Annotated in this window: 22 protein-coding genes, 1 tRNA gene and 1 riboswitch; of the genes, 13 read left to right on the plus strand and 10 right to left on the minus strand. The window is 43.1% G+C overall.

The window, feature by feature from the left end:
* Positions 1-8: 8 nt before the first annotated feature.
* Positions 9-728: a pseudouridine synthase gene (locus VJY63_RS04020; protein ID WP_324048466.1), complete on the minus strand. Its 720-nt coding sequence runs from the start codon at positions 726-728 to the stop codon at positions 9-11.
* Between the two features lie 55 nt (positions 729-783).
* Here VJY63_RS04020 and hisC point away from each other — a divergent pair, with 55 nt between their 5' ends.
* Entirely contained in the window at positions 784-1842 is a 1059-nt protein-coding gene (gene hisC / locus VJY63_RS04025) for a histidinol-phosphate transaminase (RefSeq protein WP_324048467.1), read from the plus strand.
* Positions 1843-2072: 230 nt separating this feature from the next.
* On the plus strand, positions 2073-3425 hold the full coding sequence (gdhA, locus tag VJY63_RS04030; RefSeq protein WP_324048468.1) for an NADP-specific glutamate dehydrogenase: 1353 nt from the start codon (positions 2073-2075) through the stop codon (positions 3423-3425).
* Between the two features lie 76 nt (positions 3426-3501).
* On the opposite strand, the gene mqo is transcribed toward gdhA, so the two are convergent.
* Positions 3502-5019 (minus strand): malate dehydrogenase (quinone), encoded by a 1518-nt coding sequence (gene mqo / locus VJY63_RS04035; protein ID WP_324048469.1) that lies wholly within the window; start codon positions 5017-5019, stop codon positions 3502-3504.
* 608 nt (positions 5020-5627) lie between these two features.
* On the opposite strand from mqo, the gene purU reads away from it, so the two are divergent.
* Genes purU through VJY63_RS04050 form a run of 3 tightly spaced genes read left to right on the plus strand, consistent with a single transcriptional unit; the run spans position 5628 to position 7593 of the window.
* Positions 5628-6482 (plus strand): formyltetrahydrofolate deformylase, encoded by an 855-nt coding sequence (gene purU, locus VJY63_RS04040; RefSeq protein ID WP_324048470.1) that lies wholly within the window; start codon positions 5628-5630, stop codon positions 6480-6482.
* Positions 6483-6524: 42 nt separating this feature from the next.
* Positions 6525-6881, plus strand: a complete 357-nt coding sequence (locus tag VJY63_RS04045; RefSeq protein WP_324048471.1) for a CidA/LrgA family protein — start codon at positions 6525-6527, stop codon at positions 6879-6881.
* On the plus strand, positions 6871-7593 hold the full coding sequence (locus VJY63_RS04050) for an LrgB family protein (protein ID WP_324048472.1): 723 nt from the start codon (positions 6871-6873) through the stop codon (positions 7591-7593). Before VJY63_RS04045 ends, VJY63_RS04050 begins: the two co-directional genes overlap by 11 nt.
* Here VJY63_RS04050 and VJY63_RS04055 read toward each other — a convergent pair.
* From VJY63_RS04055 to ubiG, 3 genes are all read right to left on the minus strand, one after another.
* Positions 7574-8257 (minus strand): HAD-IA family hydrolase, encoded by a 684-nt coding sequence (locus VJY63_RS04055; RefSeq protein ID WP_324048473.1) that lies wholly within the window; start codon positions 8255-8257, stop codon positions 7574-7576. The two genes, VJY63_RS04050 and VJY63_RS04055, sit on opposite strands and share 20 nt — an antisense overlap.
* Positions 8247-8633 (minus strand): META domain-containing protein, encoded by a 387-nt coding sequence (locus VJY63_RS04060; RefSeq protein ID WP_324048474.1) that lies wholly within the window; start codon positions 8631-8633, stop codon positions 8247-8249. The genes VJY63_RS04055 and VJY63_RS04060 overlap by 11 nt, the downstream gene beginning before the upstream one ends.
* A 98-nt stretch (positions 8634-8731) precedes the next feature.
* A complete protein-coding gene (gene ubiG / locus VJY63_RS04065) occupies positions 8732-9451 on the minus strand; it encodes a bifunctional 2-polyprenyl-6-hydroxyphenol methylase/3-demethylubiquinol 3-O-methyltransferase UbiG (RefSeq protein ID WP_324048475.1) in 720 nt (239 codons plus the stop codon).
* A 135-nt stretch (positions 9452-9586) separates the two neighbouring features.
* Between ubiG and VJY63_RS04070 the strand changes: the two genes are divergently transcribed.
* Positions 9587-9663, plus strand: a tRNA-Val gene (locus VJY63_RS04070).
* A 174-nt stretch (positions 9664-9837) separates the two neighbouring features.
* Here VJY63_RS04070 and cobO read toward each other — a convergent pair.
* Both cobO and VJY63_RS04080 read right to left on the minus strand, forming a co-directional pair.
* A complete protein-coding gene (cobO, locus tag VJY63_RS04075) occupies positions 9838-10443 on the minus strand; it encodes a cob(I)yrinic acid a,c-diamide adenosyltransferase (protein WP_324048476.1) in 606 nt (201 codons plus the stop codon).
* A gap of 59 nt (positions 10444-10502) precedes the next feature.
* Complete coding sequence (locus tag VJY63_RS04080) at positions 10503-12467, minus strand: TonB-dependent receptor (protein ID WP_324048477.1); 1965 nt, start codon at positions 12465-12467, stop codon at positions 10503-10505.
* 75 nt (positions 12468-12542) lie between these two features.
* Positions 12543-12787, minus strand: a riboswitch (cobalamin riboswitch).
* A 40-nt stretch (positions 12788-12827) separates the two neighbouring features.
* Between VJY63_RS04080 and VJY63_RS04085 the strand changes: the two genes are divergently transcribed.
* From VJY63_RS04085 to VJY63_RS04115, 7 genes are read left to right on the plus strand one after another with little or no spacing between them, the layout of a single operon-like run.
* Entirely contained in the window at positions 12828-13736 is a 909-nt protein-coding gene (locus tag VJY63_RS04085) for a cobalamin-binding protein (RefSeq protein ID WP_324048478.1), read from the plus strand.
* Positions 13736-14710, plus strand: a complete 975-nt coding sequence (locus tag VJY63_RS04090) for an iron ABC transporter permease (RefSeq protein ID WP_324048479.1) — start codon at positions 13736-13738, stop codon at positions 14708-14710. The genes VJY63_RS04085 and VJY63_RS04090 overlap by 1 nt, the downstream gene beginning before the upstream one ends.
* Positions 14710-15480, plus strand: a complete 771-nt coding sequence (locus VJY63_RS04095) for an ABC transporter ATP-binding protein (RefSeq protein ID WP_324048480.1) — start codon at positions 14710-14712, stop codon at positions 15478-15480. Before VJY63_RS04090 ends, VJY63_RS04095 begins: the two co-directional genes overlap by 1 nt.
* Before the next feature lie 3 nt (positions 15481-15483).
* Positions 15484-16542, plus strand: coding sequence for a nicotinate-nucleotide--dimethylbenzimidazole phosphoribosyltransferase (gene cobT / locus VJY63_RS04100; protein WP_324048481.1), 1059 nt, complete (start codon positions 15484-15486; stop codon positions 16540-16542).
* Positions 16535-17371, plus strand: coding sequence for an adenosylcobinamide-GDP ribazoletransferase (locus VJY63_RS04105; protein WP_324048482.1), 837 nt, complete (start codon positions 16535-16537; stop codon positions 17369-17371). Before cobT ends, VJY63_RS04105 begins: the two co-directional genes overlap by 8 nt.
* Positions 17372-17410: 39 nt before the next feature.
* A complete protein-coding gene (locus VJY63_RS04110) occupies positions 17411-17968 on the plus strand; it encodes a histidine phosphatase family protein (protein ID WP_324048483.1) in 558 nt (185 codons plus the stop codon).
* Entirely contained in the window at positions 17961-18356 is a 396-nt protein-coding gene (locus VJY63_RS04115; protein ID WP_324048484.1) for a response regulator, read from the plus strand. The genes VJY63_RS04110 and VJY63_RS04115 overlap by 8 nt, the downstream gene beginning before the upstream one ends.
* A 4-nt stretch (positions 18357-18360) precedes the next feature.
* Here the strand turns inward: VJY63_RS04115 and VJY63_RS04120 are convergent, their stop codons facing one another.
* The 3 genes from VJY63_RS04120 to rluF all read right to left on the minus strand — a co-directional run bounded on the left by VJY63_RS04120 (position 18361) and on the right by rluF (position 21569).
* On the minus strand, positions 18361-18969 hold the full coding sequence (locus tag VJY63_RS04120) for a class I SAM-dependent methyltransferase (protein ID WP_324048485.1): 609 nt from the start codon (positions 18967-18969) through the stop codon (positions 18361-18363).
* Positions 18970-18977: 8 nt separating this feature from the next.
* On the minus strand, positions 18978-20513 hold the full coding sequence (locus tag VJY63_RS04125; protein ID WP_324048486.1) for an acetyl-CoA hydrolase/transferase family protein: 1536 nt from the start codon (positions 20511-20513) through the stop codon (positions 18978-18980).
* Positions 20514-20627: 114 nt separating this feature from the next.
* Positions 20628-21569: a 23S rRNA pseudouridine(2604) synthase RluF gene (gene rluF, locus VJY63_RS04130; RefSeq protein WP_324048487.1), complete on the minus strand. Its 942-nt coding sequence runs from the start codon at positions 21567-21569 to the stop codon at positions 20628-20630.
* Between the last annotated feature and the right edge of the window lie 102 nt (positions 21570-21671).

Genomic DNA, 21671 nt, shown 5'->3' on the forward strand with positions numbered 1-21671 from the left:
TATACAATTTATTGAGCTGCCACTAAAGCCATTTCTGCTTCAGTCAATTCACGCCATTGCCCCGGCGCTAAAGCGTCTTCGTCCAACCATAAACGGCCAATCGCTTCACGGTGCAAGGCTTCAACGTGATTACCTAGGGCAGCAAACATACGCCTAACTTGATGGTAACGCCCTTCATTTAAAGTCAAATGGGCTGATAATGGGCCAAGACGCTCTAGTTTAGCAGGTAACGTTGGCAGCGCGTCACCATCCAACTGCAAACCTTCAATGACGCGTTCTTCTGCATCAGCAATCAAAGCCGATGCTAAAGTTGCACGGTATACTTTTGCTTTGCGGTATTTGGGTGAAGTAATGCGGTGCAGCCACTGACCATCATCGGTTAGCAACAGTAAACCCGAAGTATTCACATCTAAACGGCCTACAGACTGAACCTGATCCTTATTCACCAAGTCACCTAATAAATCGGTGACTAAAGGGTGATGGCTACTTTTGCTGCTGCACTCATAACCTAGCGGTTTATTAAGCATTAAATAGCGCAAACCCACTAACGTTAAAGGTTCATCTAACCAACACACCTTGTCACTGGCTTGTATTTGTAGCGCAGAATTTTTAACTATTTCACCATTAACAGTCACTTCACTACGATGCAGCGCCTTTTTAGCCAGACTCCGTGTAAGATCCGTGGTTGCAGTTAAAAATTTGTCCAGCCGTTGAGTTTTTACCGACATAGGGTTTAATCTTCTCTCTTTGTTAATTTGACTCACCTACTTTAAAAGGTTTGCTATGAGCCGCTTTTGGAGCCCCCTTGTTCACCAGTTAACGCCTTACGTGCCTGGTGAACAACCGAAAATCCCTAACTTAATTAAGCTAAATACTAATGAAAATCCTTATGGCCCTTCGCCTAAAGTATTTGAGGCAATCCGCCAAGCCGCTGATGATACCCTAAGACTCTATCCAGATCCGCAAGCACACGATTTAAAACAAGCATTAGCTAATTATATTAATTTACCCACCGACCATATTTTTGTAGGTAACGGGTCTGATGAAGTGCTGGCGATTGCTTTTCAAGCATTACTGAAACAACAAAAACCGCTACTTTTTCCAGACATTAGCTACAGTTTTTACCCTGTTTATTGTCAAATGTACCAAGTTGAATTTGAAAAAATTCCATTAGACGAACAATTCAATATTCGTTTAAGCGATTATCAACGCCCTAACGGTGGTATTATTTTTCCTAACCCTAATGCACCGACTGGCATTGCTTTACCGCTGAGTGAAATTCGTCAACTATTAGACAACAACCCAGATTCAGTGGTGTTAGTTGACGAAGCCTATGTCGACTTTGGTACAGAATCAGCCGTTACTTTGGTTAAAGATTATCCTAACGTGTTAGTTACTCAAACATTCTCTAAATCTTGGGCGTTGGCAGGTTTAAGGGTGGGGTTTGCCGTGGGGCAGCCTGCATTAATCGAAGCCTTAACGCGTGTCAAAGATAGCTTTAACTCTTACCCCTTAGATCGCTTAGCCTTGGCCGGCGCTATCGCTGCGGTAAAGGATCAAGACTATTTTAAAGCAACCTGCAACAAGATCATTGCTTCACGCGAAAACTTAACGCAACAACTAACCGAGTTGGGTTTTGACGTTTTGCCGTCTAGTGCCAACTTTATTTTTGCACGTCATTCAAAATACGAAGGTGCTTGGCTAGCGCAGCAGTTGCGTGAAAAAGCGTTGTTGGTGCGGCATTTTAGCCAACCACGCATTACTGAGTTTTTACGCATTACGTTGGGTACTGAAACGCAAAATAAACTATTAATTCAAACACTTAAATCCATAATTAACTAAAATCATTGCTTTTCATCCCAAGTAATTAACCGTTACTTGGGGTTTTATTGGTCAGCCCCATACCGAATTGGCATAATGCATACTCTGGACGCATAAACATAAAATACGTTATATTGCTCCGCCTTAAAGCAGCAATCGTTAAAAAAAACAACTTGAAACAAACGACTCTCCTAAGTCTGCTAAGCATTCAAGCACTCTCTCACTCAAATTCTTACTATCAAGGAATTATCATGCCTCACGTACAAGAGACCTTAAACCGTCTGCAAAAAAGCAGCCCTAGCCAAACTGAATTTTATCAAGCTGCTGAAGAAGTTTTGGAATCGATACGACCACTTTTAGAGTCTGATAAACGCTATTTAGACGCTAATATTATTGAGCGTATTATTGAGCCTGAGCGCCAAATTATGTTTCGTGTAACCTGGCTAGATGACCAAGGTAAAGTACAGGTTAACAAAGGCTTTCGCATTCAATTCAATTCCGCGCTTGGCCCTTATAAAGGTGGCTTACGTTTTCACCCTAGCGTTAACGCCAGTATTATTAAGTTCCTAGGTTTTGAGCAAATTTTTAAAAATGCTTTAACAGGATTATCAATTGGTGGTGGTAAAGGTGGTTCAGACTTCAACCCTAAAGGCCGCTCTAACGCTGAAATCATGCGTTTTTGCCAAGCATTCATGTCTGAACTTTACCGTCACATTGGCGCAACAACCGACGTACCAGCCGGTGATATTGGTGTCGGTGGGCGTGAAATTGGTTATATGTACGGCCAATACAAACGTTTAACAGGCAGCTATGAAGGTGTACTTACGGGCAAAGGTCTAAACTGGGGCGGCTCATTAGTACGCACCGAAGCAACGGGGTATGGCGCGGTGTATTTTGCAGAAAATATGCTTAACAGTGTTGAAAATAGCCTAAGCGGTAAAACTTGCTTAGTGTCTGGTGCAGGTAACGTAGCGATTTACACCATTGAAAAACTTTATCAAGTAGGCGCATTGCCGGTAAGTTGTTCAGATTCACAAGGCACTATTTACCATTCAGCAGGCATTGATTTACCACTACTAAAAGACTTAAAAGAAGTGCGTGGCGTATCTTTAGCTGACTACTTAAATACCCACCCTAAAGCGCAATACATTCCTGTTGCTGATTATCCAAAAGATGGCCATGCCGTTTGGCGCTTTAAAGCCGAAGCAGCCTTCCCTTCAGCAACTCAAAATGAGCTAACTGAAGCCGATGCCAAAGCTTTATTAGCGAATGGCGTGGTTTGTGTTAGCGAAGGTGCGAATATGCCTTCAACAACTAAAGCGGTTGATTTATTTATTGACGCTAAAATTGCTTATGGTCCAGGCAAAGCAGCCAACGCGGGTGGTGTTGCAACCAGTCAACTAGAAATGGCACAAAATGCAAGTATGACTTATTGGGACTTTGAAGAAGTTGATCGCCGCTTACAAGGCATTATGCAAGGTATTTTTGAACGCAGCTCAGCAGCAGCCAAAGAGTTTAATGAGCCAACCAACCTAGTTTTAGGCTCTAACATTGCAGGCTTTCGTAAAGTAGCTGATGCTATGATTCAACAAGGCGCTGTTTAAAACCTGAGTTAAGCCTTTAGCTTTGATAAAAATCTCCAATCAATAACCATTGGGTGGAGATTTTTTTATTACCTTATTAGCTTTTTGCAGTAGGGTGTTCTGCAATGCACATATCACTACCTAGCAGTAAGACGCGTAAAGTACGCTCCCTAACAGTTTTTAGTAGCTCAGCATTATCAACCAAAGACTGTTTATACGAAGGAATCATACGCAACATACGTGCTTTACCTTCACCTTCGATTAACTGTGGAAAACTACGCTCCACCACTTCTAACATGGCTTGCACTGCAGTTGAAGCACCTGGCGATGCACCTAAAAGCGCTGCAAAGCTTTTATCGGCTGAGACAATAACCTCGGTACCAAACTCTAGTTTGCCTTTGCCTTGTGCATCTTTTTTGATGATCTGCACACGCTGACCCGCAATTGATAAATCCCAATCTTCATCTTTTGCATCAGGGAAGTATTTGCGTAATGAATCAACCCTTGCGGAATGCGACTGCCTAGACTCACCAATTAAGTAGCGGGTTAAATCCATATTTTTCATGCCCACCGCCATTAACGGAATAATGTTATTGGGGCGAATGGAAAAAGGTAGATCGGTAATAGAACCCGTTTTTAAAAACTTAGTTGTAAAACCTGCATAAGGGCCGAATAGTAAAGTTTTCTTGCCGTCAATAATACGCGTATCTAAGTGCGGAACCGACATAGGTGGCGCACCAATCGGTGCTTTACCATACACTTTAGCGTAATGCTGATCGACAATGCTTGGCTTGTTACAAATTAACCACTGACCACTGACAGGGAAGCCAGCATAACCATGACCTTCAGGAATACCTGACTTTTGTAGCAGCGTTAACGCAGCGCCCCCTGCACCCACAAATACAAAGCGAGCGTTAATCGTAGAAGCATCGCCAGTTTTAGTGTTTTTAACGCTAACTTGCCACGTTTTATCCTGCTGCTGAGAAAGGCCTTTTACCTTGGTATTAAGCAAAAGTTCAAAGCCTTCTTGTTGTTGCAGGTTTTTAACCAAAGAACGCGTCAGCTCGCCAAAATTAACGTCTGAACCATAGGCAACTCGTGTTGCAGCAATTTTCTCGTCAGCGGCACGACCCTGCATAATTAACGGCATCCACTGCTTGATAACTTCTGGATCTTCGCTGTATTCAATAGCAGTAAACAAATGGTGCTGTTTTAACGTTTCGTAACGCTTACGCAAAAAGTTCACATTTTCTTCACCCCAAACAAAACTGGAGTGCGGTGCAGTATTAATAAAGCGACAAGGATTAGGTAAAGCGCCTTCTTCAACCAAAAATGACCACAACTGTAAGCTAAGCTCAAAGGCCGAGTTAATACTAAATGCTTTGGTGGTGTCGATATTACCGTCTGCTTTTAACGGCGTGTAGTTAAGTTCACAATAGGCAGCATGACCTGTTCCGGCATTGTTTAGGGCATCGGTACTTTCTTGAGCAACCTGATCGAGGCGCTCAACCATCGCAATGGTGAGTGATGGATCTAATTGCTTCAAGAGAGTTCCGAGGGTTGAGCTCATGGCTCCGGCGCCGACTAGCAGCACATCCACTTTCTTAGCTGTCATTTTTACAATTTATCCCATCAAGTTTATCCTTGCGCGATTATAGGCTTCACCCTGCGACAATCAATCCATCTATAGTGGAATAAGCCATAAACAAGCTTTATAATGCAAAACAACCCAACATTAGACAGGCAGCATATAAATAGATGTGGCCCACAATAAAAATAGAAATAATCTAGCGGTTAATCCATTGTTTATTGGCCGCCGGTTTAAGGCAACAAAAGCTTGATCGCTGAATGGCTACGTGGGTGATGCAGCAAGCGGGTGGTGAATTAGGCCATGCAGCACGTTGGTTTAAGCTTTGAACAGTGGTTAATGAGAGGCATTCCTTTAATGATGGTTATGTTGCCGCTGATGGATTTTTGGTGCGCCATTAGGTAAAGCTTTAAGTATAAGCAAAAGTTATGATACTGCTGTCGCATTGTTGGCGTTATTGTTATTGCACACCTTTAACTTGGCAAGTTGGCGCGATATGATTGTTTACGGTGGTTGGGTCACTTTAATGGCTTGGCCTGTGATTATTCTTGCTGCTGCATTGGCGCTAATCAATATCTAAGCCTAGAATGATTTTTTTATTAAATTTGATGATAAATAAGGTAGTTAAGTAATCCATGGAACGTACCTATACCCTGACCATTTCCTGCCCAGATAAAGTGGGCATTGTTGCCAAGGTGAGTAACTTTTTAGCTATGTATGGCGGTTGGATCACTGAAGCTAATCACCACTCAGATTTAGATGTTAATCGCTTTTTTATGCGCCACGAAATACGCGCTGCCACCTTACCTTTTGGTTTAGATGAATTTCGTACTGCTTTTAGCCCTATTGCCCGTGAATACGACATGGATTGGGATATTAGCGACTCTGAGATTAAAAAACGTGTGGTGCTAATGTGTTCTAAAGACTCCCATTGCATGGTGGATTTACTGCATCGCTGGCAAAGTGGTGAATTAGCTTGCGATATTCCTTTGGTTATTTCTAACCATAATGATTTACGCGACTTGGTTGAATGGCATGGTATTCCTTTTGTGTATGTGCCGGTTAACAAAGAAAAAAAAGCAGAAGCCTATGCTGAAGTTGAACGCTTAATTGATGAAGCAAAAGCCGATTGCGTGGTGTTGGCTCGCTATATGCAAATTATTCCACCGGCTTTATGCCAGAAGTACCAGCATCAAATTATCAATATTCACCATAGCTTTTTACCTTCCTTTGCTGGTGCTAAACCTTATCACCAAGCCTATGAACGGGGTGTGAAGTTAATTGGTGCTACCTGCCATTATGTCACCGAAGAGCTAGATGCAGGGCCAATTATTGACCAAGATACGGTTAGGGTGAACCATCGCCAAACAGCACAAGATATGGTGCGCTTAGGGCGTGATGTTGAAAAAAGCGTACTGGCGCGTGGTTTAGCTTGGCATTTGCAAGACAGAGTATTGGTCTACGGTAATAAAACGGTAGTTTTTAACTAAGTGGTTTTAACTAAGTGGTTTTAACTAAATAAGGAAGGTGGAATGTTAGAAGGTTTTGCAGTGCTTTTATTATTTCAGCTAATAGGGGAATTAATCACTCGTCTATCTGGCATTCCTGTACCTGGCCCAGTTTTGGGTATGGCGCTGTTACTTTTTGCTGTTTTGCTACTAAAAAGAGTACCGGGCGGCGTGCGTATTGCCTCAGAAAGTTTGTTGCGCTACCTGCCGCTTTTGTTTGTACCGGCTGGGGTAGGGCTAATTAATCATGGTTTGTTGTTAAAGCAAGACATTTGGGTGATTAGCATTACTTTGGTGGTGAGTACTGCTTTAACTTTGCTAGTAACGGTATTGGTGTTACAGGGTTTAAAGAAACTGTGGGGGATAGAAAATGATGCCTGAAGTAATTTTTGAGCTTTGGGTGTATATGGCGGCTAGCCCTTTGTTACACCTACTTTTAACTTTGTTGGCGTTTTTTTTGGCTCAGTGGGTTAATCGCCGTGCCGGTGGCTCACCCTTGCTGCATCCGGTACTGGTTGCCATAGCACTCTTAGTTGGTTTTTTATTAATTACTGATACACCTTACGCTACCTATTTTGAAGGGGCGCAGTTTATCCACTTTTTAATGGGGCCGGCGATTGTATCTTTGGCGGTACCTTTGTTTGATCACCGTGAAAGAATTAAGCGTGAATTTTTCCCATTAATTTTGGCTTGTGTGGCTGGCATTGTTACTGCGGTGGTTTCGACTGTAGTGCTGGTGCGGCTGTTGGGTGGGCGTGAAGACACTATGTTATCGCTGGTGCCAAAATCAGTAACAACACCTATCGCCATGGGTATTGCTGAACAAATTGGTGGTTTTCCAGCCTTAGCTGCTGGCATCGTATTAATTACTGGTGCTATAGGTTGCTTGTTGGGTCCGCCAATCTTTAAGCTATTAAAAATAAAAGACCATGCTGTGCAAGGCTTTGCGATGGGTTTGGCGGCGCATGGGTTTGGTACGGCGCAGTGCTTTAGTCTCAGCAACCTTGCTGGCGCTTTTGCCGGTTTAGCAATGGGCGTAACAGGGTTGCTGAGTGCCTTTTTAATACCCTTGATTATGCGATTCTTTGCCTAATCCAAGCATTGAGTTCGGGCACAGTATTGGCAATAAAGTCTGCGCCCCAACTATTAGGCTGCTCGTGAATGCCTATGTAACCAAAGCCTGCTACTAGCGTTTGCATACCAGCTCGGCGACCTGCTTCTATATCACGCACATGGTCGCCTACATAAAGGCATTGCTCGGGTGGTGTTGCCAACTGCCTAGCCGCTAATAAAAGTGGTGCTGGGTCTGGTTTGCTAACACCTAAGTCCTCTGGGCAAACCACTGCAGCAGCGTTGATGCGTAATTCACGCAGTAGTAAATCGGTATAAATACGCGGCTTGTTAGTCACTATGCCCCAAGGTACAGGCTGGCGATCGAACTCTTTTAGAAGCTCTTCTAAACCAGTAAAGATACTGCTGTGTTCAGCAACATTTTCTTGATAGAGGTTGAGTAAACGCTGGCGCAGCTCTGGCTGATTCGGTTCGCCCAATTTCACACCAAAACCTAGCTCGACTAATGCATTGCCACCGTTAGAGACCTGATCGCGAATAACAGCATAAGGCAGTTCTGCTTTGCCTTCTTCGACTAATAAGCGGTTTAAAGCTGCCGCTAAATCGGGTGCTGAATCGACTAAGGTTCCATCAAGATCAAAAAGCACCGCCCGCACTGCGGACGGCTGTTGAGTATCACTGTCCAAGCAAATAACCTCTAAGTGTTTTGCCATTATGGCTTTTAAGAATTAAAGCACCGTTTTCGTTAATATCAAACTGGCTGATTTCATTGAATGTTTCTAAAAATTTCTGTTCTTGGTTCATCAAGGCTTCTGGGCAGGCCATTTTAGTGGCTAGGCTGTGTCCAAAACTTAAACCTTCAGCGGTCAGTTCATAGCTGCTGCTATAGCGATTACAGGTCGCACTACCATACACCTGACCTTTATCATCAAACGTAATGGTTAGGTGAGAGCTATCGATAATGCCTTCACCGTTAATGTCTTCTATTTGCCATTCACCAAGTAATAATTCAAGGCGGCTTTCTTCAATTGGTGCATCTACAGGTACGACCTTATTATTCATAACACTACAGCCAGTAACATTAATCGCAAGGATAACCGTAGCAGAGGCAATAGTTTTCTTTAACAAAATAAACTCACTTATATTATTCAGAGCTACTTTTATTCGGACTTAGTACAACGCACTAGGTAATTAACCTGCACATCATGGGGTGTTAACTTGTAGTGTTTCGTTAGCGGGTTATAAGTCATGCCCATTAGTTCTGCTAGGTCTAAATCTGCTTCACGCACCCACTGACCTAATTCCGACGGCTTAATAAATTTACTGTATTCATGCGTGCCACGGGGCAGCATCCGCATTAGGTATTCCGCACCAATAATCGCAAATAAATACGATTTAGGATTGCGATTAAGGGTAGAGAAGAATACTTGACCACCGGGTTTTACTAAAACTGCACAGGCTTTAATAACGGCTGCTGGGTCGGGTACGTGTTCAAGCATTTCTAAACAAGTAACCACATCAAAGCTATTGGGGGCTTCTTCGGCTAACTGTTCAGCTGTCATTTTGCGGTAATCAATGGTTAAACCGGATTCTAATTGATGTAAACGCGCCACGGTTAACGGGGCTTCGCCCATATCAATACCTGTAACTTTTGCACCACGTTGGGCAAGGGCTTCCGATAACAAACCACCACCACAGCCAATGTCGGCTACACGTTTACCAGCAACCGCAGCGTGTTTATCTATCCAGTTGGCGCGCAACGGATTAATTTCATGTAGCGGCTTAAATTCACTTTCAGGATCCCACCAGCGTGAGGCCAAGGCTTCAAACTTAGCAATTTCACCTAGATCAACGTTTTTTTTAGCTTCAGAATTACTCATGTGACCTTTCCTTTAAAAGCGACTGCTGTAAATATAAGCCAGTTTAACATTGAAATTGAACCTTACCCAAGACTCTAAAATTTTTTGGAAGATTTCTTGCATTTACGTAATATTTGTCTATAATGGCGCTTCTTTAGGACTATAGCTCAGTTGGTTAGAGCGCTACCTTGACATGGTAGAGGTCCCCGGTTCGAGTCCGGGTAGTCCTACCAAGAAACTATTTAGTAACACCAAACACTTACAGTCAAGCTCAACGCAATGGTTGAGCTTTTTTTTGGCTGGAATTTAAGAAGTAGAACGAACCTTTAATAAAAAATCTTTAAGTCAAAAGTAACGCCTTAATTTTATCAGTGCTTCGGTTCAACGCCTGATGTTTTCTTAATTAACTACAACTCCACTCCCTTCTGCGCTATTACCCCAGCGTGGAAGGCGTGTTTAATTTCTTTATGCTCTGAAACGGTATCAGCGGCGGCAATAAGCTCTTCTCTTGCGCCACGGCCAGTAATCACCACATGCTGCATGGCTGGGCGGTTGGCAAGCGCATCTAATACGTCTTGCATAGCTATATAGTTGTATTTTAAGGCGATATTTAGCTCGTCTAAAACCACCAAATCAACTTTCTCGTCTTCTAAAAAAGCCTTAGCCTGCGCCCAGCCTTTGGCAGCAGTGGCTATATCTTGCTCTAAATCTTGCGTATCCCAGGTGTAGCCCTGCCCCATCACATGGTAGCTAACTTCGGGGAAACGGCGAAAAAACGCTTCTTCACCGGTACTAAAGCTGCCTTTAATAAATTGCACTATACCTACTTGCATACCGTGGCCCAACGCACGAGCCGCCATACCAAAGCCAGCGGTGCTTTTACCTTTACCATTGCCAGTATGCACCACTACTACACCGCGTTCTGTGGTGGCTTGAGCAATTTTACTATCGACTACTTCCTTGTGGCGTTCCATACGCTTTTTATGGCGCTCGGGTTTGTTTGAATCGGTCATACTCACCTCTGTTAAAAAGCCCTTAACTACTGAGTAATTAAGGGCTTATTTATTTAAGCTTAGAAGTCTAAACGCGCACCTAACTGCCAAGTACGAGTGAAATTAACTGGGTAGATAGCATCATCTTTAACCCAGATACCATTAGCTTTGTCAAAAACATTGTCTACTTGAGCAAACAAAGTAACTTGCTCTAGCTTATGACTATAACCTAGGTTGGTTAGGTTATAAGCTTTTTGCTTCTGACTGAAATTATTAGCAAAGTCTTCTGCAGCATAAGCCTTGCTACGCCAAACTTGCGTTAACATCACAGTAGACTTGTCAGTAATCGCATAGTCTAGGCTTAAAGAAATGTTGTGTTCTGAAACACCTGGTAGGTCTTTACCGTTATAAGCACCAGCAGCTTCATTTTCTTTATCAATTATAGCCTTTAACCAAGTGTAGTTAACAGAACCACTTAACTGATCCGTAATTTTAAACTGGTCTTGAACTTCAATACCGTACTTGTAGGACTTATCAATATTAGTGTTATAGCTAGTTGATGGCCAAGGTACACCATAGTAATAAATTTCATTTTCTAGCTTAGTGTAGAAAACTGCTGCTTTTAGCTTGTTGTTATCTTGCACATGATTGACACCAAGATTCAGTGTTTTAGTTTCTGCTGGTTCAACAAAGTTGTTAAAACCACCGCCAAACTCAAAAAACCTATCTATATCTGGTGCTTGAAAGGCTTGGTTTAAGTTGATAAAACCACTAATAGTTTCGTTAAACTGCTGATTAAAACCCACATCCCAAGCGGTTAGCTTATGATCATCTTTTAATTGAGTTCCTGTGGTGGGCTTGTATTCATAGGTCACTTTTTCATGGCGCACACCCGCACTAACAAGACTAGAGCCAAATTTATATTGGCTTTGTAAAAAAGCACCTAAGTTATCTTTGGTGGTTTCACTACCAAAGGCATCACGCTCACCATCAAAAGCTTGGGCACCAGCAATTAAACTAAAACCATTATCTGTGTATTTTAATGATAAATCGGTGGAGTTATACTCATAATCTGCACCTTTTGACCCTTTATACTGAGACATTTTATCTTCTCTTGAATGGTCTACTACTAGCACTAAACTGCTGGTTAAATTAACACTAGCACCTAAAGACAACACATCTGACTCTAAACGCTGCAAGGTGAAAGCATTGTCTTCATCACCCCAAGATGGATAGGTCATTTGTTCTGGCTTAGCTTTAAACTCTGTTTGTGTCATAGGGCTACCATAAGCCGTATCAATTCTGGTCACAGCAGCTCCAGCTCTTACTTCAAGTATTTCTGCTGGAAACACCTGCAAGTCTACTTTTAGGTTATTAGCCGTACTAGCATCTTTTTGGCCTTTAGAATTAGCATCACGAAAACCATCATAGCTAGCGTTATCGGCACTTAAATTAAGAGCATACTTATCTTTAACTACACCTAGGTTAACGCTGCTCGCTAGCTTTCCTTGACTACCAGCAAATACTGATGCGCTACCTCCACTGCGTTTACGGGTAACTATATTTAAAGTACCAGCAGTTGCACCATCACCTTGCGCCACTGAACCACTACCTTTAACAATCTCAATGCGCTCAATATTAATTAGCGGAATGCTACTTAGAAGTTGTGGTTGCATATCAATGTTATTCATACGACGACCATCAATCGTCACAATAATATTTTGATAGCCATCACCTACACCAAAGCCACGCATATCAATTTTTTGAGCAAAAGGATTACCAGAACCAGGCGTAACCATCATAGAAGTATGGCGACCTAGAAAATCATAGATATTGGTTGAGCCTGTTTTCTGTATTTGATCCCAAGTATAAATTTCTGTTGCGTAGGGTGCTTGGGTATCTAACAGTTCAATACGGTTAGCTGTGACTACCACTGGCTCTAGGCTGTTAGCTTTTGTCTCTGCCATTGCTTGGCTAATTGGGCTAAGTACAAATAATCCAAGCGCGGCTGTGCTTAGCCACTTAGAAGAAGTGAGTTTTTTCATAGTTTTTCGAGTCCTGCACGCCACCCGCATGCAAAGGGCTTAGTAATGCTACTCAGTAGCTACTAAGTAATAATTTTTAGGGTTTTCTTCTAGGCCGGTCTCCGGGCTTAACTGTGGTCTAATGCACTTTCCTGATTAGACAACCCCTTCTGCCTTCCCATGCGTTAGCACAGTGACTTATATGAAGGTGTTTTGCTTCTTGCTGAAGCAACACATGAATTACCGTTGCGGGGGCAGCGTCAGACTTACTAGGCTTTACCAAGCTTTAGTGCACTGACTTCCCAAGTACCTCGAAGGTCGCAAAGAATACACGTATAATGCGCGTTTTTCCAATGCGCCAACTCTATTAAGGCTTTTTTTATGCATCTAACAAGGTTTTGGGTGTTGTTGCAGTTTTGGGTTTTATCATTTGCCTTTACAGCGGCTGTTTTAGCCACACCTTTAAAAGCAGCTGCACTAACAATCACTGACGATACAGGGCAGGTTTTGCAGTTAACTCAGCCTGCCCAGCGCATCATTAGCCTTTCGCCACACCTAACTGAAAACCTCTTTGCAATAGGCGCTGGCAATTTAATTGTGGGCGCAGTGGAATACAGCGACTACCCAGAAGCAGCTAAAAATCTACCGCTAGTGGGCGGTTATGATCAGTTAGATGTTGAAGGCATTGTGGCTTTGCAGCCAGATTTAATTATTGCTTGGCACAGTGGTAACCCCTTGCCACAAATTGAGCGTTTGGCCAGCTTGTCGATTCCTGTTTATTTTACTGAACCTCGCAGCTTTGCAGCTGTTAGTCATGAACTACGCCAATTAGGTCGTTTAACTGGCAAAGAAGCCCAAGCAGAAGCAGCCGCTTTAGCTTTTGAACAAGGTGCGGAACAGCTTAAAGCTGAATATGCCCAGCAGCGTCCGGTTAGGGTGTTTTATCAAGTATGGGAACAACCCTTAATGACTTTAAATGGCGAGCATTTAATTAGCGAAGGGCTTAGCCTGTGCGGTGGTGTTAATATTTTTTCGGACTTAAACCAGCTAGTGCCGGTAATTAGCCGTGAAGTAGTTTTAACTAAAAACCCTGAAGTCATTATGGGCGGTGGTATGGGCGAAGACACACCGGCTTGGTTAGAAAACTGGAAAAAATACCCATCCTTACAAGCCGTTCAAGAAAATAAGTTATATTTTATCCCTCCTTCCCTAGTACAACGCCCGACACCGCGTTTTTTACAAGGTACAAAAATTATGTGCGAAAAACTGCAAAAGGCACGGGCTAACTAATGCAGCTTTACCGCCTTCCTCACCTATTGGGTTTAATGGCTTTTGCGCTCTTGGTTATTTTATTAGGTGTGCTTTTGGGCAGTGTTAATCTACCAATTAACGCCATTTACTCGGTATTAACTGGGCAAGGTTCGCCTTTGCACAACACGCTTATTTTAGACCTACGCTTACCTAGAGTTTTAGCCGCTTTTGCTACGGGTGGTTTATTAGCAACGGCTGGGGCGTTAATGCAGGTATTGTTGCGAAATCCTTTGGCCGACCCCTATGTGCTGGGTTTGTCCGGCGGTGCAGCAGTTGCGGCTTTATTAGCTATGCTGGCTGGCTTAGGGGTATTTTGGGTTTCAAGTGCCGCTTTTGGCGGTGCTTTATTCTCTACTTTTTTAGTCTTTGGTTTGGCTTATGGCAGCGGGCAAAGTTCTGCAACCCGTTTGTTGTTAACTGGTGTGGTGGTGGCTTCTGGCTGGGGTGCTTTAATTAGCTTTTTATTGGCAACCAGCCAAGCCCATCAACTGCCAGGCATGCTTTATTGGCTCATGGGTGATTTATCTCATGCGCCTAGTCCAGTGATTCCTTGGTTGGTTTTATTGGCAGTCTTAGTGCTGCTGATTCCTTTAGGGCGAACCTTAAATGTGCTGGCCAGAGGTGCGTTGCAAGCGGCGGCCTTGGGTGTGTCAGTTAAAAAAGTAGAATTAATGATTTTTGGTTTGGCGGCTTTGTTAACCGCTATTGCGGTGACAGTGGCGGGCAGTATCGGTTTTGTGGGCTTAATTGTGCCGCATTTAATGCGCATGGTGTTTGGTTACGACCAGCGTATTTTATTGCCTGCCAGTGCTTTAGCTGGTGGTAGCCTGCTGGTGCTAGCCGATACTTTGGCACGCATTGTTATAGCGCCCCAGCAACTCCCTGTTGGCGTAATTACTGCCATGTTAGGTGTGCCGGTATTTTTGTTGCTGCTTTATCGGAGCAATCGCTAATGATGCAAACTGAAAACTTAGTGATGCACATTCCCAACCGCCCTAAACTGGATGCTTTAAACTGGCAGATAGAAGCAGGGCAAAGCTGGGGCGTTTTAGGCCCCAATGGTGCAGGAAAAACCACTTTATTACTCACTTTAGCCGGTTTAAAAGCCCCCCGCAGTGGCCGTGTTTTATTAGCCAATCAAGCCATTACTGGCTATACAATGCCGCAACGGGCACAAAAACTAGGTTTAGTTTTTCAGCAGCAACAAGATGATTTTCCTGCCACCGTATTAGCCACGGCTTTAATGGGGCGGCATCCTTATTTACGCAGCTGGCAAACAGAAAGCCAAGCCGACTTAGAATTAGCCCAACACGCCTTAGCGCAAATGGAATTAACTGAGTTAGAAAGCCGCAGCATTCAAACCTTGTCTGGTGGTGAAAGGCAGCGTTTAGCCTTGGCTGTCTTGCTTACCCAAAACCCCGATTTGTTGCTATTAGATGAACCCACCAACCATTTAGACCTACATCACCAAATGGCAGTGTTAGAAATTCTTCACCAACAAGTGCAAGCGGGAAAAAGTGCGGTGATGGCCTTGCATGACCTTAACCTTGCTGCTAGGTTTTGTAGCCATATTTTACTGCTTTACCCAGACGGCCAAGCCTGCTGGGGTGAAAAAAATACTATGCTGCAACTACCCGCCTTAGAAAAACTCTATCGCCAGCGTTTAATCACTACTCAGATAGCAGGCCAAACGCTATTTTTTCCCTATTCGTCTATTGGATAAGCCATGTTTACAGACCGCCACCGCCTTGAATTACCCAGCTTGCCTAAGCTGGCTAATCCGCAATTAGAAGCTGAACTACTGGAACGCATTAACCAAAAAACCAAGCCGCCCGGTTCTTTAGGCCGTTTAGAAAGCTTGGCTATACAGTTAGGTTTAATTTTAAATTCCACCGAGCCACAAATTGTAGACCCACAAATACGGGTATTTGCGGCGGATCATGGTTTAACTGATGAAGGCGTTTCTGCCTTCCCTAAAGCCGTGACTCAGCAAATGGTATTGAATTTTTTAGCCGGTGGTGCGGCAATTAATGTGTTTGCCCGCCAGCACGGTATTAGCTTAAAAGTGGTGGATGCCGGTGTCGACGGTGATTTTGAACCTCACCCCGACTTAATTTCGCTTAAAGTAATGCGCGGTACTCGTAATAGCCTAACCACTTCCGCCATGAATGCTGAAGAATGCATTCAAGCCATTGTTTGTGGCATGGGCTTGGTAAGAGAAGCCCCCGGTAATCTGTTAATTGTGGGCGAAATGGGCATAGGCAATACTTCAGCCGCCAGCCTTTTGTTGAGCAAGTTAGGCAAACTACCGATTGCTGAATGTATAGGGCGTGGCACGGGTTTAGGCACTGCTGGTTTAGCGCACAAAGAAGCCGTGTTAACTCAAGTTTTGCATAAGCACCGTAACCTTAAAAATCCCTTAGAAATTTTAGCGGCGATGGGTGGTTTAGAAGTCGCCATGATGGTCGGCGCACTACTGCAAGCGGCTAGCCAGCGCCGTATTTTATTGATAGATGGTTTTATTGCTTCCAGCGCTTTGCTAGTGGCAGAAAAATTACAACCTGGCGTAAAAGACTTTGCTGTTTTCAGCCACCATTCAGCTGAACCTGGGCATAGCCAATTATTGAAACTGCTCGATGCTACACCCTTGTTAGATTTACAAATGTGCTTAGGCGAAGGCACAGGCGCAGTGGTTGCCTTCCCTTTATTAAAATCGGCACTGGGCTTTTTAAATGAAATGGCCAGTTTCACCAGTGCAGGCGTGAGCAATAAACCCCATGTATAAATTAATTAAAGCTTTAAAAAATAAAGGTTTAAAAACTGAAAATTTAAAGCAAGAAATTAGACTGTTTTTAGTGGCAGTGCAGTTTTTAACCCGCTTACCTATGCCAGCACTTAATAATTACCAGCCGCTTTGGTTACAACAAAGCGCTAAGTATTTTCCGTTAACAGGTCTGTTGATAGGCGGTTTAACCGCTTTGGTATTTGCTGTTTTATTCTGGTTGATAAACCCTTGGGTTGCCGCCATAGGTAGCACGGCTTTTAGCATTCGTTTAACCGGCGCTTTTCACGAAGATGGGCTGGCCGATAGCTGCGATGGTTTGGGTGGTAGCTTCACCCGTGAAGGCGCGTTAAATATTATGAAAGATTCACGCCTAGGCACTTACGGTACTTTAGGTTTGGTGATGGCTTTGGCGTTAAAAGTTTCACTTCTAGCCAGTTTAAGTCTGCCTTTAGCGGTGGTGGCTTTGGTATTAGCGCATGGCTTTTCACGCTTTTTTAGTATTCTACTATTAAGCTTTTTACCCTATGCCGGTGATTTGGAACACGCCAAAGCTAAACCTATGGCACAAAGCCTAGACAAGCGCCAAGCGGCTTTTGCACTGCTCACCCTTGTGCCTAGCCTTTTATTGCCTTGGTTAGTATTAGGTAGTCTTCCTCTGGGCAGTTTGCTTTTAGCTTGGCTGCTTATGCTGTTTACCACTAGTTATATGGCAAGGTTATTGAACAGGCGCTTAGGCGGTTACACTGGCGATGGTTTGGGGGCGACCCAGCAACTTGCCGAACTGGCTTTCTACTTAACTTTTGCAGCTTTGGCTGGTGGTCAGTTTTAGTTTTAAGAAACAGCTAGAGGAATAAGAAAAGGAATAACTATGAGCGTAATAATTTGGCGGCATCCTAAACCCATTAATGCAGCAGGTATTTGTTTAGGCCATACCGATTTAGCGGTGGATGCTCGCCGCACCAGAAACCTAGCTTATAAAGTGCAACAAGAAGCCAGAGCTAGACAGTTAGCACCCATTATTCACGTGAGTCCTTTGCAGCGTTCGCGCGGCGTGGGCGAGTTTTTGCAAGCGCAAGGTTGGCAGGTAAAAGTTGACCCTTTACTGATTGAGTTTAATTTTGGTGCCTGGGATGGTTTGCCTTGGGAACAAATTGACCGCCATGAAATGGATAGCTGGTGTGGTAATTTTGCTGACTATGCCCCAGGTGGTGCAGAGAATTTAAAACAGTTGTTTAGTCGTGTAGAAAACTGGTTAAGCCGCACGGCTAGTGAAACACGCTTGGTTATTGGTCATGCCGGTTGGATTAATGCTGCGCTAATGATTAGCAAAAATAAACCCTTACCCACATCGTCTAAACATTGGTCTTCAAGTGTGAATTATGGTAAAAAGAGCGTCTTAATGCTTAATCGAGGTTCTTATGCCTGAAGCTGCTCGCCTGAATTTTTTACTAGTCGATGACGAACCTTTAATTTGTGAAATGCTTCACGATATTTTAGTAGATTTAGAATATAACGTAATAGGTCAAGCTAACAATGGCACTTCAGCCATTGAAAAAGCCGCATTACTTAAACCTGATATTGTTTTTCTTGATATTAATATGCCAGAAATTAATGGCTTAGATGCGCTAGCCAGCATTAAAACACGTAATAAAGGCATTATCGTGATTATGGTAACGGCTAATAGCGACATCAGCACGGTTCAACAAGCGGTACGTACCGGCGCTGACGGTTATATTTTAAAACCTTTTAATGCCCAGCAAATCATTCGCGCCATAGAAAAAGCAGTCGCTAAACGCGATAAAGCAGAATCCTAAAAACTTAACTGCGGCGTGCCAGCATTACAAACAAAGGGTATCCGCATCCATTACGGTGTTCTACTTGCATAATTTCTGCAAAGCTTACCTCCACAAAACCTAAAGCTTCTGCTGTTGCTCTTAATGCTTCAATATCAAAACCCAAGTGCTTAACGCCCTTGGCTTCATTGTCGCCATGAAAACTACCGTCTTCAGCGTATAAATCGACTAGTGCCAACTGACCATCTTGCTTTAAATGCTGGTAGAACTGTTTAAGTAGGGCTTCGGTGGAAGCAACATGGTGCAGCGCCATGCAGCTGACAACACCATCGTAATCACAAGGTAAGCCAGAAAAAACGTTTTGGTTTAGCGTTTGAATGTTTTTAATGCCCTTCTCGACTAACACTTCCAACATTTTTTCTGACGTATCTAAAGCCGTTACCTGCTCCACCCTTGCCGCAAGCGGCACACTTAATAGCCCAGTACCTGATCCAAAATCTAACCAGTGCTGGCGGTCATTTAACACCAACTGAGGTAGCAATAAATTTGCTACTTCTGCTAACTGTACCGACATACGGCGTGTGTCCCAGTTTTTGGCTGAACTATCAAAAGGATTATTGGGTGAAGCTGACATAAAAACTCCTAGTCTGACTGTTTAGGTTTCATGTGGCCGGTTTCTTCATAACGCTGGTGCCAGCTAAGTGCTTCACCCAAAATATGCGGTGTATGCTGGCTGCCACTGTTTTGATTGGCTCGTTCAAAGTAATCCATTAGCTCGGCACGGTAATCTGGGTGGGCGCAATTATTAATAATTGCAATGGCACGTTTACGTGGCGATAGACCACGTAAATCAGCTAAGCCTTGTTCTGTAACAATAATTTTTACATCATGCTCCGTATGATCGACGTGTGAAACCATAGGAACAATCGAAGAAATAGCGCCATCTTTAGCAATGGATGGTGTTACAAAAATGGATAAATAACCATTACGCGCAAAGTCACCTGAACCACCAATACCGTTCATCATGCGTGTACCCATAATATGAGTCGAGTTAACATTACCGTAAATATCGGCTTCTATTAAACCGTTCATGGCAATAATACCCATACGGCGTGCTAATTCTGGGTGATTACTGATGTCTTGCTGGCGCAAAATAATTTTGTCACGGTAAAGGTCAATGTTTTCATCAAACTCTTTTAAACCATCGGGACTTAAAGAAAAAGCCGTTGCCGAGGCAACGTCTAACGTGCCTGATTTAAGCATTTTTAACATACCATCCTGAATCACTTCAGTAAAAGCCGTTAAGTTTTTGAAAGGGCCAGCATTCAAACCTTCTAATACCGCGTTGGCAATGTTGCCCACGCCTGATTGCAAAGGCAGCAGATTTTTTGGCAAGCGACCAATATCAATTTCTTTTTGGAAAAATTCAAGAATGTGATCAGCAATTTTAATCGACACAGCATCAGGGGCTTTAAACGCTGAGTTACGATCCATTGAATTAGTTTCAACGACCGCAATGACTTTTTCAGCAGGGCAACGTAGGTAATGTTCACCAATGCGATCCGATGGATGAGTCATCATAATCGGCTTACGGTTAGGCGGCATCGCTGTCCCGTAATAAATATCGTGCATACCTTCTAACTTAGCGTTTTGCTTGGCATTCACTTCAATAATCACATGATCGGCTTGCTCGATCCAAGTTTTGTTATTACCAATGGAAGAAGAAGGAATTAAACTGCCATCTTCACGAATACCCGCGACTTCAATCAGCGCAATATTCATCTTACCTAAAAAACCCGACCAAGCGTATTGAGAAACTTCTGATAGGTGCAAGTCAACATAGTCCATCTTACCGTTGTTAATGCGGTCACGGCAGATAGGGTCACTTTGGAAAGGCAGACGCATTTCAATGCCATCAACTTCTGCCAGCGTGCCATCCAATTCAGGTGCAGTGGAAGCACCTGTCCAAACGTTAATGCGAAAAGGCTTACTGCCTTCTTGTGCATTGTGCTTACGAATGCGTTCAGCTAAAGCACCTGGAACCGCTTTGGGATAACCAGCACCCGTAAAACCACTCATCCCCACGTTAGCGCCAGCAGGAATCAATTCAGCAGCTTTTTCTGCTGTCATTACACGCTGACGCAGTATTGGACAATGAATTCTAGTTGTTTCAGACATATTGCAATCTCGCTTAAAGGGTATTATTAACCTTGCACTAGCGATCTTGTTATTATTTTTTCATGGCAAGCCAAAGGGCGGCATTATATCAGCAATCTTATCAAACCTAGCTTTTTAAGGTCGCTTAATACTTTTGCCACCCGCACCTTTTCTTTTGCCTGTTGTTTTTTTACCTAACCGCTTATTATCATTAGATTTTTTATTATTTTTATACGTTTCTGAAGCGGTTTTTTTACCTTTAAATGGCTTATTTTTAGACGGCGCAAGCTTATCAACTTTAGTCGTATTAAAACGTTTAATTTGCTTTTTTGGGGTAAATTCAACATCAACGGTAGAACTAGAGTTCGCCAACATATCAGCAACCAGACTTAACTCTTTTTGATTCAATAAACGCCATTGCCCTACTTTCAAACCATCTAAGCCAATGTTCATGATTCGCACCCGTTTTAAGCGCGTTACGTTATAACCTAGGTATTCAGTCATGCGGCGAATTTGACGATTTAAGCCTTGGTGTAAAATAATATTAAAGCTGGTAGCTGAAATTTTGCGTACCTTACACGGCTTGGTAACCGTACCCAAAATTGGAATACCTGCAGCCATACGCCTTATAAACTCAGCATCAAACGGCTTATCAACCGAGACGATGTATTCTTTATCGTGGGCATTACCCGCGCGTAGAATTTTATTAACAATGTCACCATCATTGGTTAGCAGAATTAACCCTTCAGACGGTTTATCTAAACGACCGATCGGAAAAATTCGACCTTTACGATAATTCACTGCTGCAACAATATTGTCTGGTACTTCAGGATCCGTTGTACAAGTAATCCCCACCGGCTTGTTATAAACTAAATAAACTGGCGCTGGCTTAGCTTTTAAAGGTTTTCCACCTACAGAAATAAAATCAGCAGCAGTCACTCGCAAGCCCATACCGGCTACCTTGCCATTAACTTTTACACGGCCTTCTTCAATAAAAATATCAGCTTCTCGGCGTGAACAAATGCCTGTTTCACTAATGTATTTATTAAGGCGGATGCCACTAACGTCTTGAGTCATTAAAATAATCTCGAATTAACTTGAATAGTAGGGTGTTTTAGCCTAGCCATTATACCCTCTTAAACTTTTCTAATTTTTTTGATTTTTGTTACAATCAAAGGC

The sequence above is a fragment of the Marinospirillum sp. genome, assembly GCF_035271045.1.
In the GTDB taxonomy this organism is placed as follows: domain Bacteria; phylum Pseudomonadota; class Gammaproteobacteria; order Pseudomonadales; family Halomonadaceae; genus Marinospirillum.

Excerpts from the sequence above, each read along its gene's own strand:
- VJY63_RS04105 (WP_324048482.1), top strand. The coding sequence starts at position 16,535 with ATGTATAAATTAATTAAAGCTTTAAAAAATAAAGGTTTAAAAACTGAA.
- mqo (WP_324048469.1), bottom strand. The coding sequence starts at position 5,019 with ATGACAGCTAAGAAAGTGGATGTGCTGCTAGTCGGCGCCGGAGCCATG.
- cobO (WP_324048476.1), bottom strand. The coding sequence starts at position 10,443 with ATGACCGATTCAAACAAACCCGAGCGCCATAAAAAGCGTATGGAACGC.
- VJY63_RS04125 (WP_324048486.1), bottom strand. The coding sequence starts at position 20,513 with ATGTCTGAAACAACTAGAATTCATTGTCCAATACTGCGTCAGCGTGTA.
- gdhA (WP_324048468.1), top strand. The coding sequence starts at position 2,073 with ATGCCTCACGTACAAGAGACCTTAAACCGTCTGCAAAAAAGCAGCCCT.
- hisC (WP_324048467.1), top strand. The coding sequence starts at position 784 with ATGAGCCGCTTTTGGAGCCCCCTTGTTCACCAGTTAACGCCTTACGTG.
- VJY63_RS04045 (WP_324048471.1), top strand. The coding sequence starts at position 6,525 with ATGTTAGAAGGTTTTGCAGTGCTTTTATTATTTCAGCTAATAGGGGAA.
- VJY63_RS04020 (WP_324048466.1), bottom strand. The coding sequence starts at position 728 with ATGTCGGTAAAAACTCAACGGCTGGACAAATTTTTAACTGCAACCACG.
- cobT (WP_324048481.1), top strand. The coding sequence starts at position 15,484 with ATGTTTACAGACCGCCACCGCCTTGAATTACCCAGCTTGCCTAAGCTG.
- VJY63_RS04085 (WP_324048478.1), top strand. The coding sequence starts at position 12,828 with ATGCATCTAACAAGGTTTTGGGTGTTGTTGCAGTTTTGGGTTTTATCA.
- VJY63_RS04110 (WP_324048483.1), top strand. The coding sequence starts at position 17,411 with ATGAGCGTAATAATTTGGCGGCATCCTAAACCCATTAATGCAGCAGGT.
- rluF (WP_324048487.1), bottom strand. The coding sequence starts at position 21,569 with ATGACTCAAGACGTTAGTGGCATCCGCCTTAATAAATACATTAGTGAA.
- VJY63_RS04080 (WP_324048477.1), bottom strand. The coding sequence starts at position 12,467 with ATGAAAAAACTCACTTCTTCTAAGTGGCTAAGCACAGCCGCGCTTGGA.
- ubiG (WP_324048475.1), bottom strand. The coding sequence starts at position 9,451 with ATGAGTAATTCTGAAGCTAAAAAAAACGTTGATCTAGGTGAAATTGCT.
- purU (WP_324048470.1), top strand. The coding sequence starts at position 5,628 with ATGGAACGTACCTATACCCTGACCATTTCCTGCCCAGATAAAGTGGGC.
- VJY63_RS04095 (WP_324048480.1), top strand. The coding sequence starts at position 14,710 with ATGATGCAAACTGAAAACTTAGTGATGCACATTCCCAACCGCCCTAAA.
- VJY63_RS04120 (WP_324048485.1), bottom strand. The coding sequence starts at position 18,969 with ATGTCAGCTTCACCCAATAATCCTTTTGATAGTTCAGCCAAAAACTGG.
- VJY63_RS04060 (WP_324048474.1), bottom strand. The coding sequence starts at position 8,633 with ATGAATAATAAGGTCGTACCTGTAGATGCACCAATTGAAGAAAGCCGC.
- VJY63_RS04050 (WP_324048472.1), top strand. The coding sequence starts at position 6,871 with ATGATGCCTGAAGTAATTTTTGAGCTTTGGGTGTATATGGCGGCTAGC.
- VJY63_RS04115 (WP_324048484.1), top strand. The coding sequence starts at position 17,961 with ATGCCTGAAGCTGCTCGCCTGAATTTTTTACTAGTCGATGACGAACCT.
- VJY63_RS04090 (WP_324048479.1), top strand. The coding sequence starts at position 13,736 with ATGCAGCTTTACCGCCTTCCTCACCTATTGGGTTTAATGGCTTTTGCG.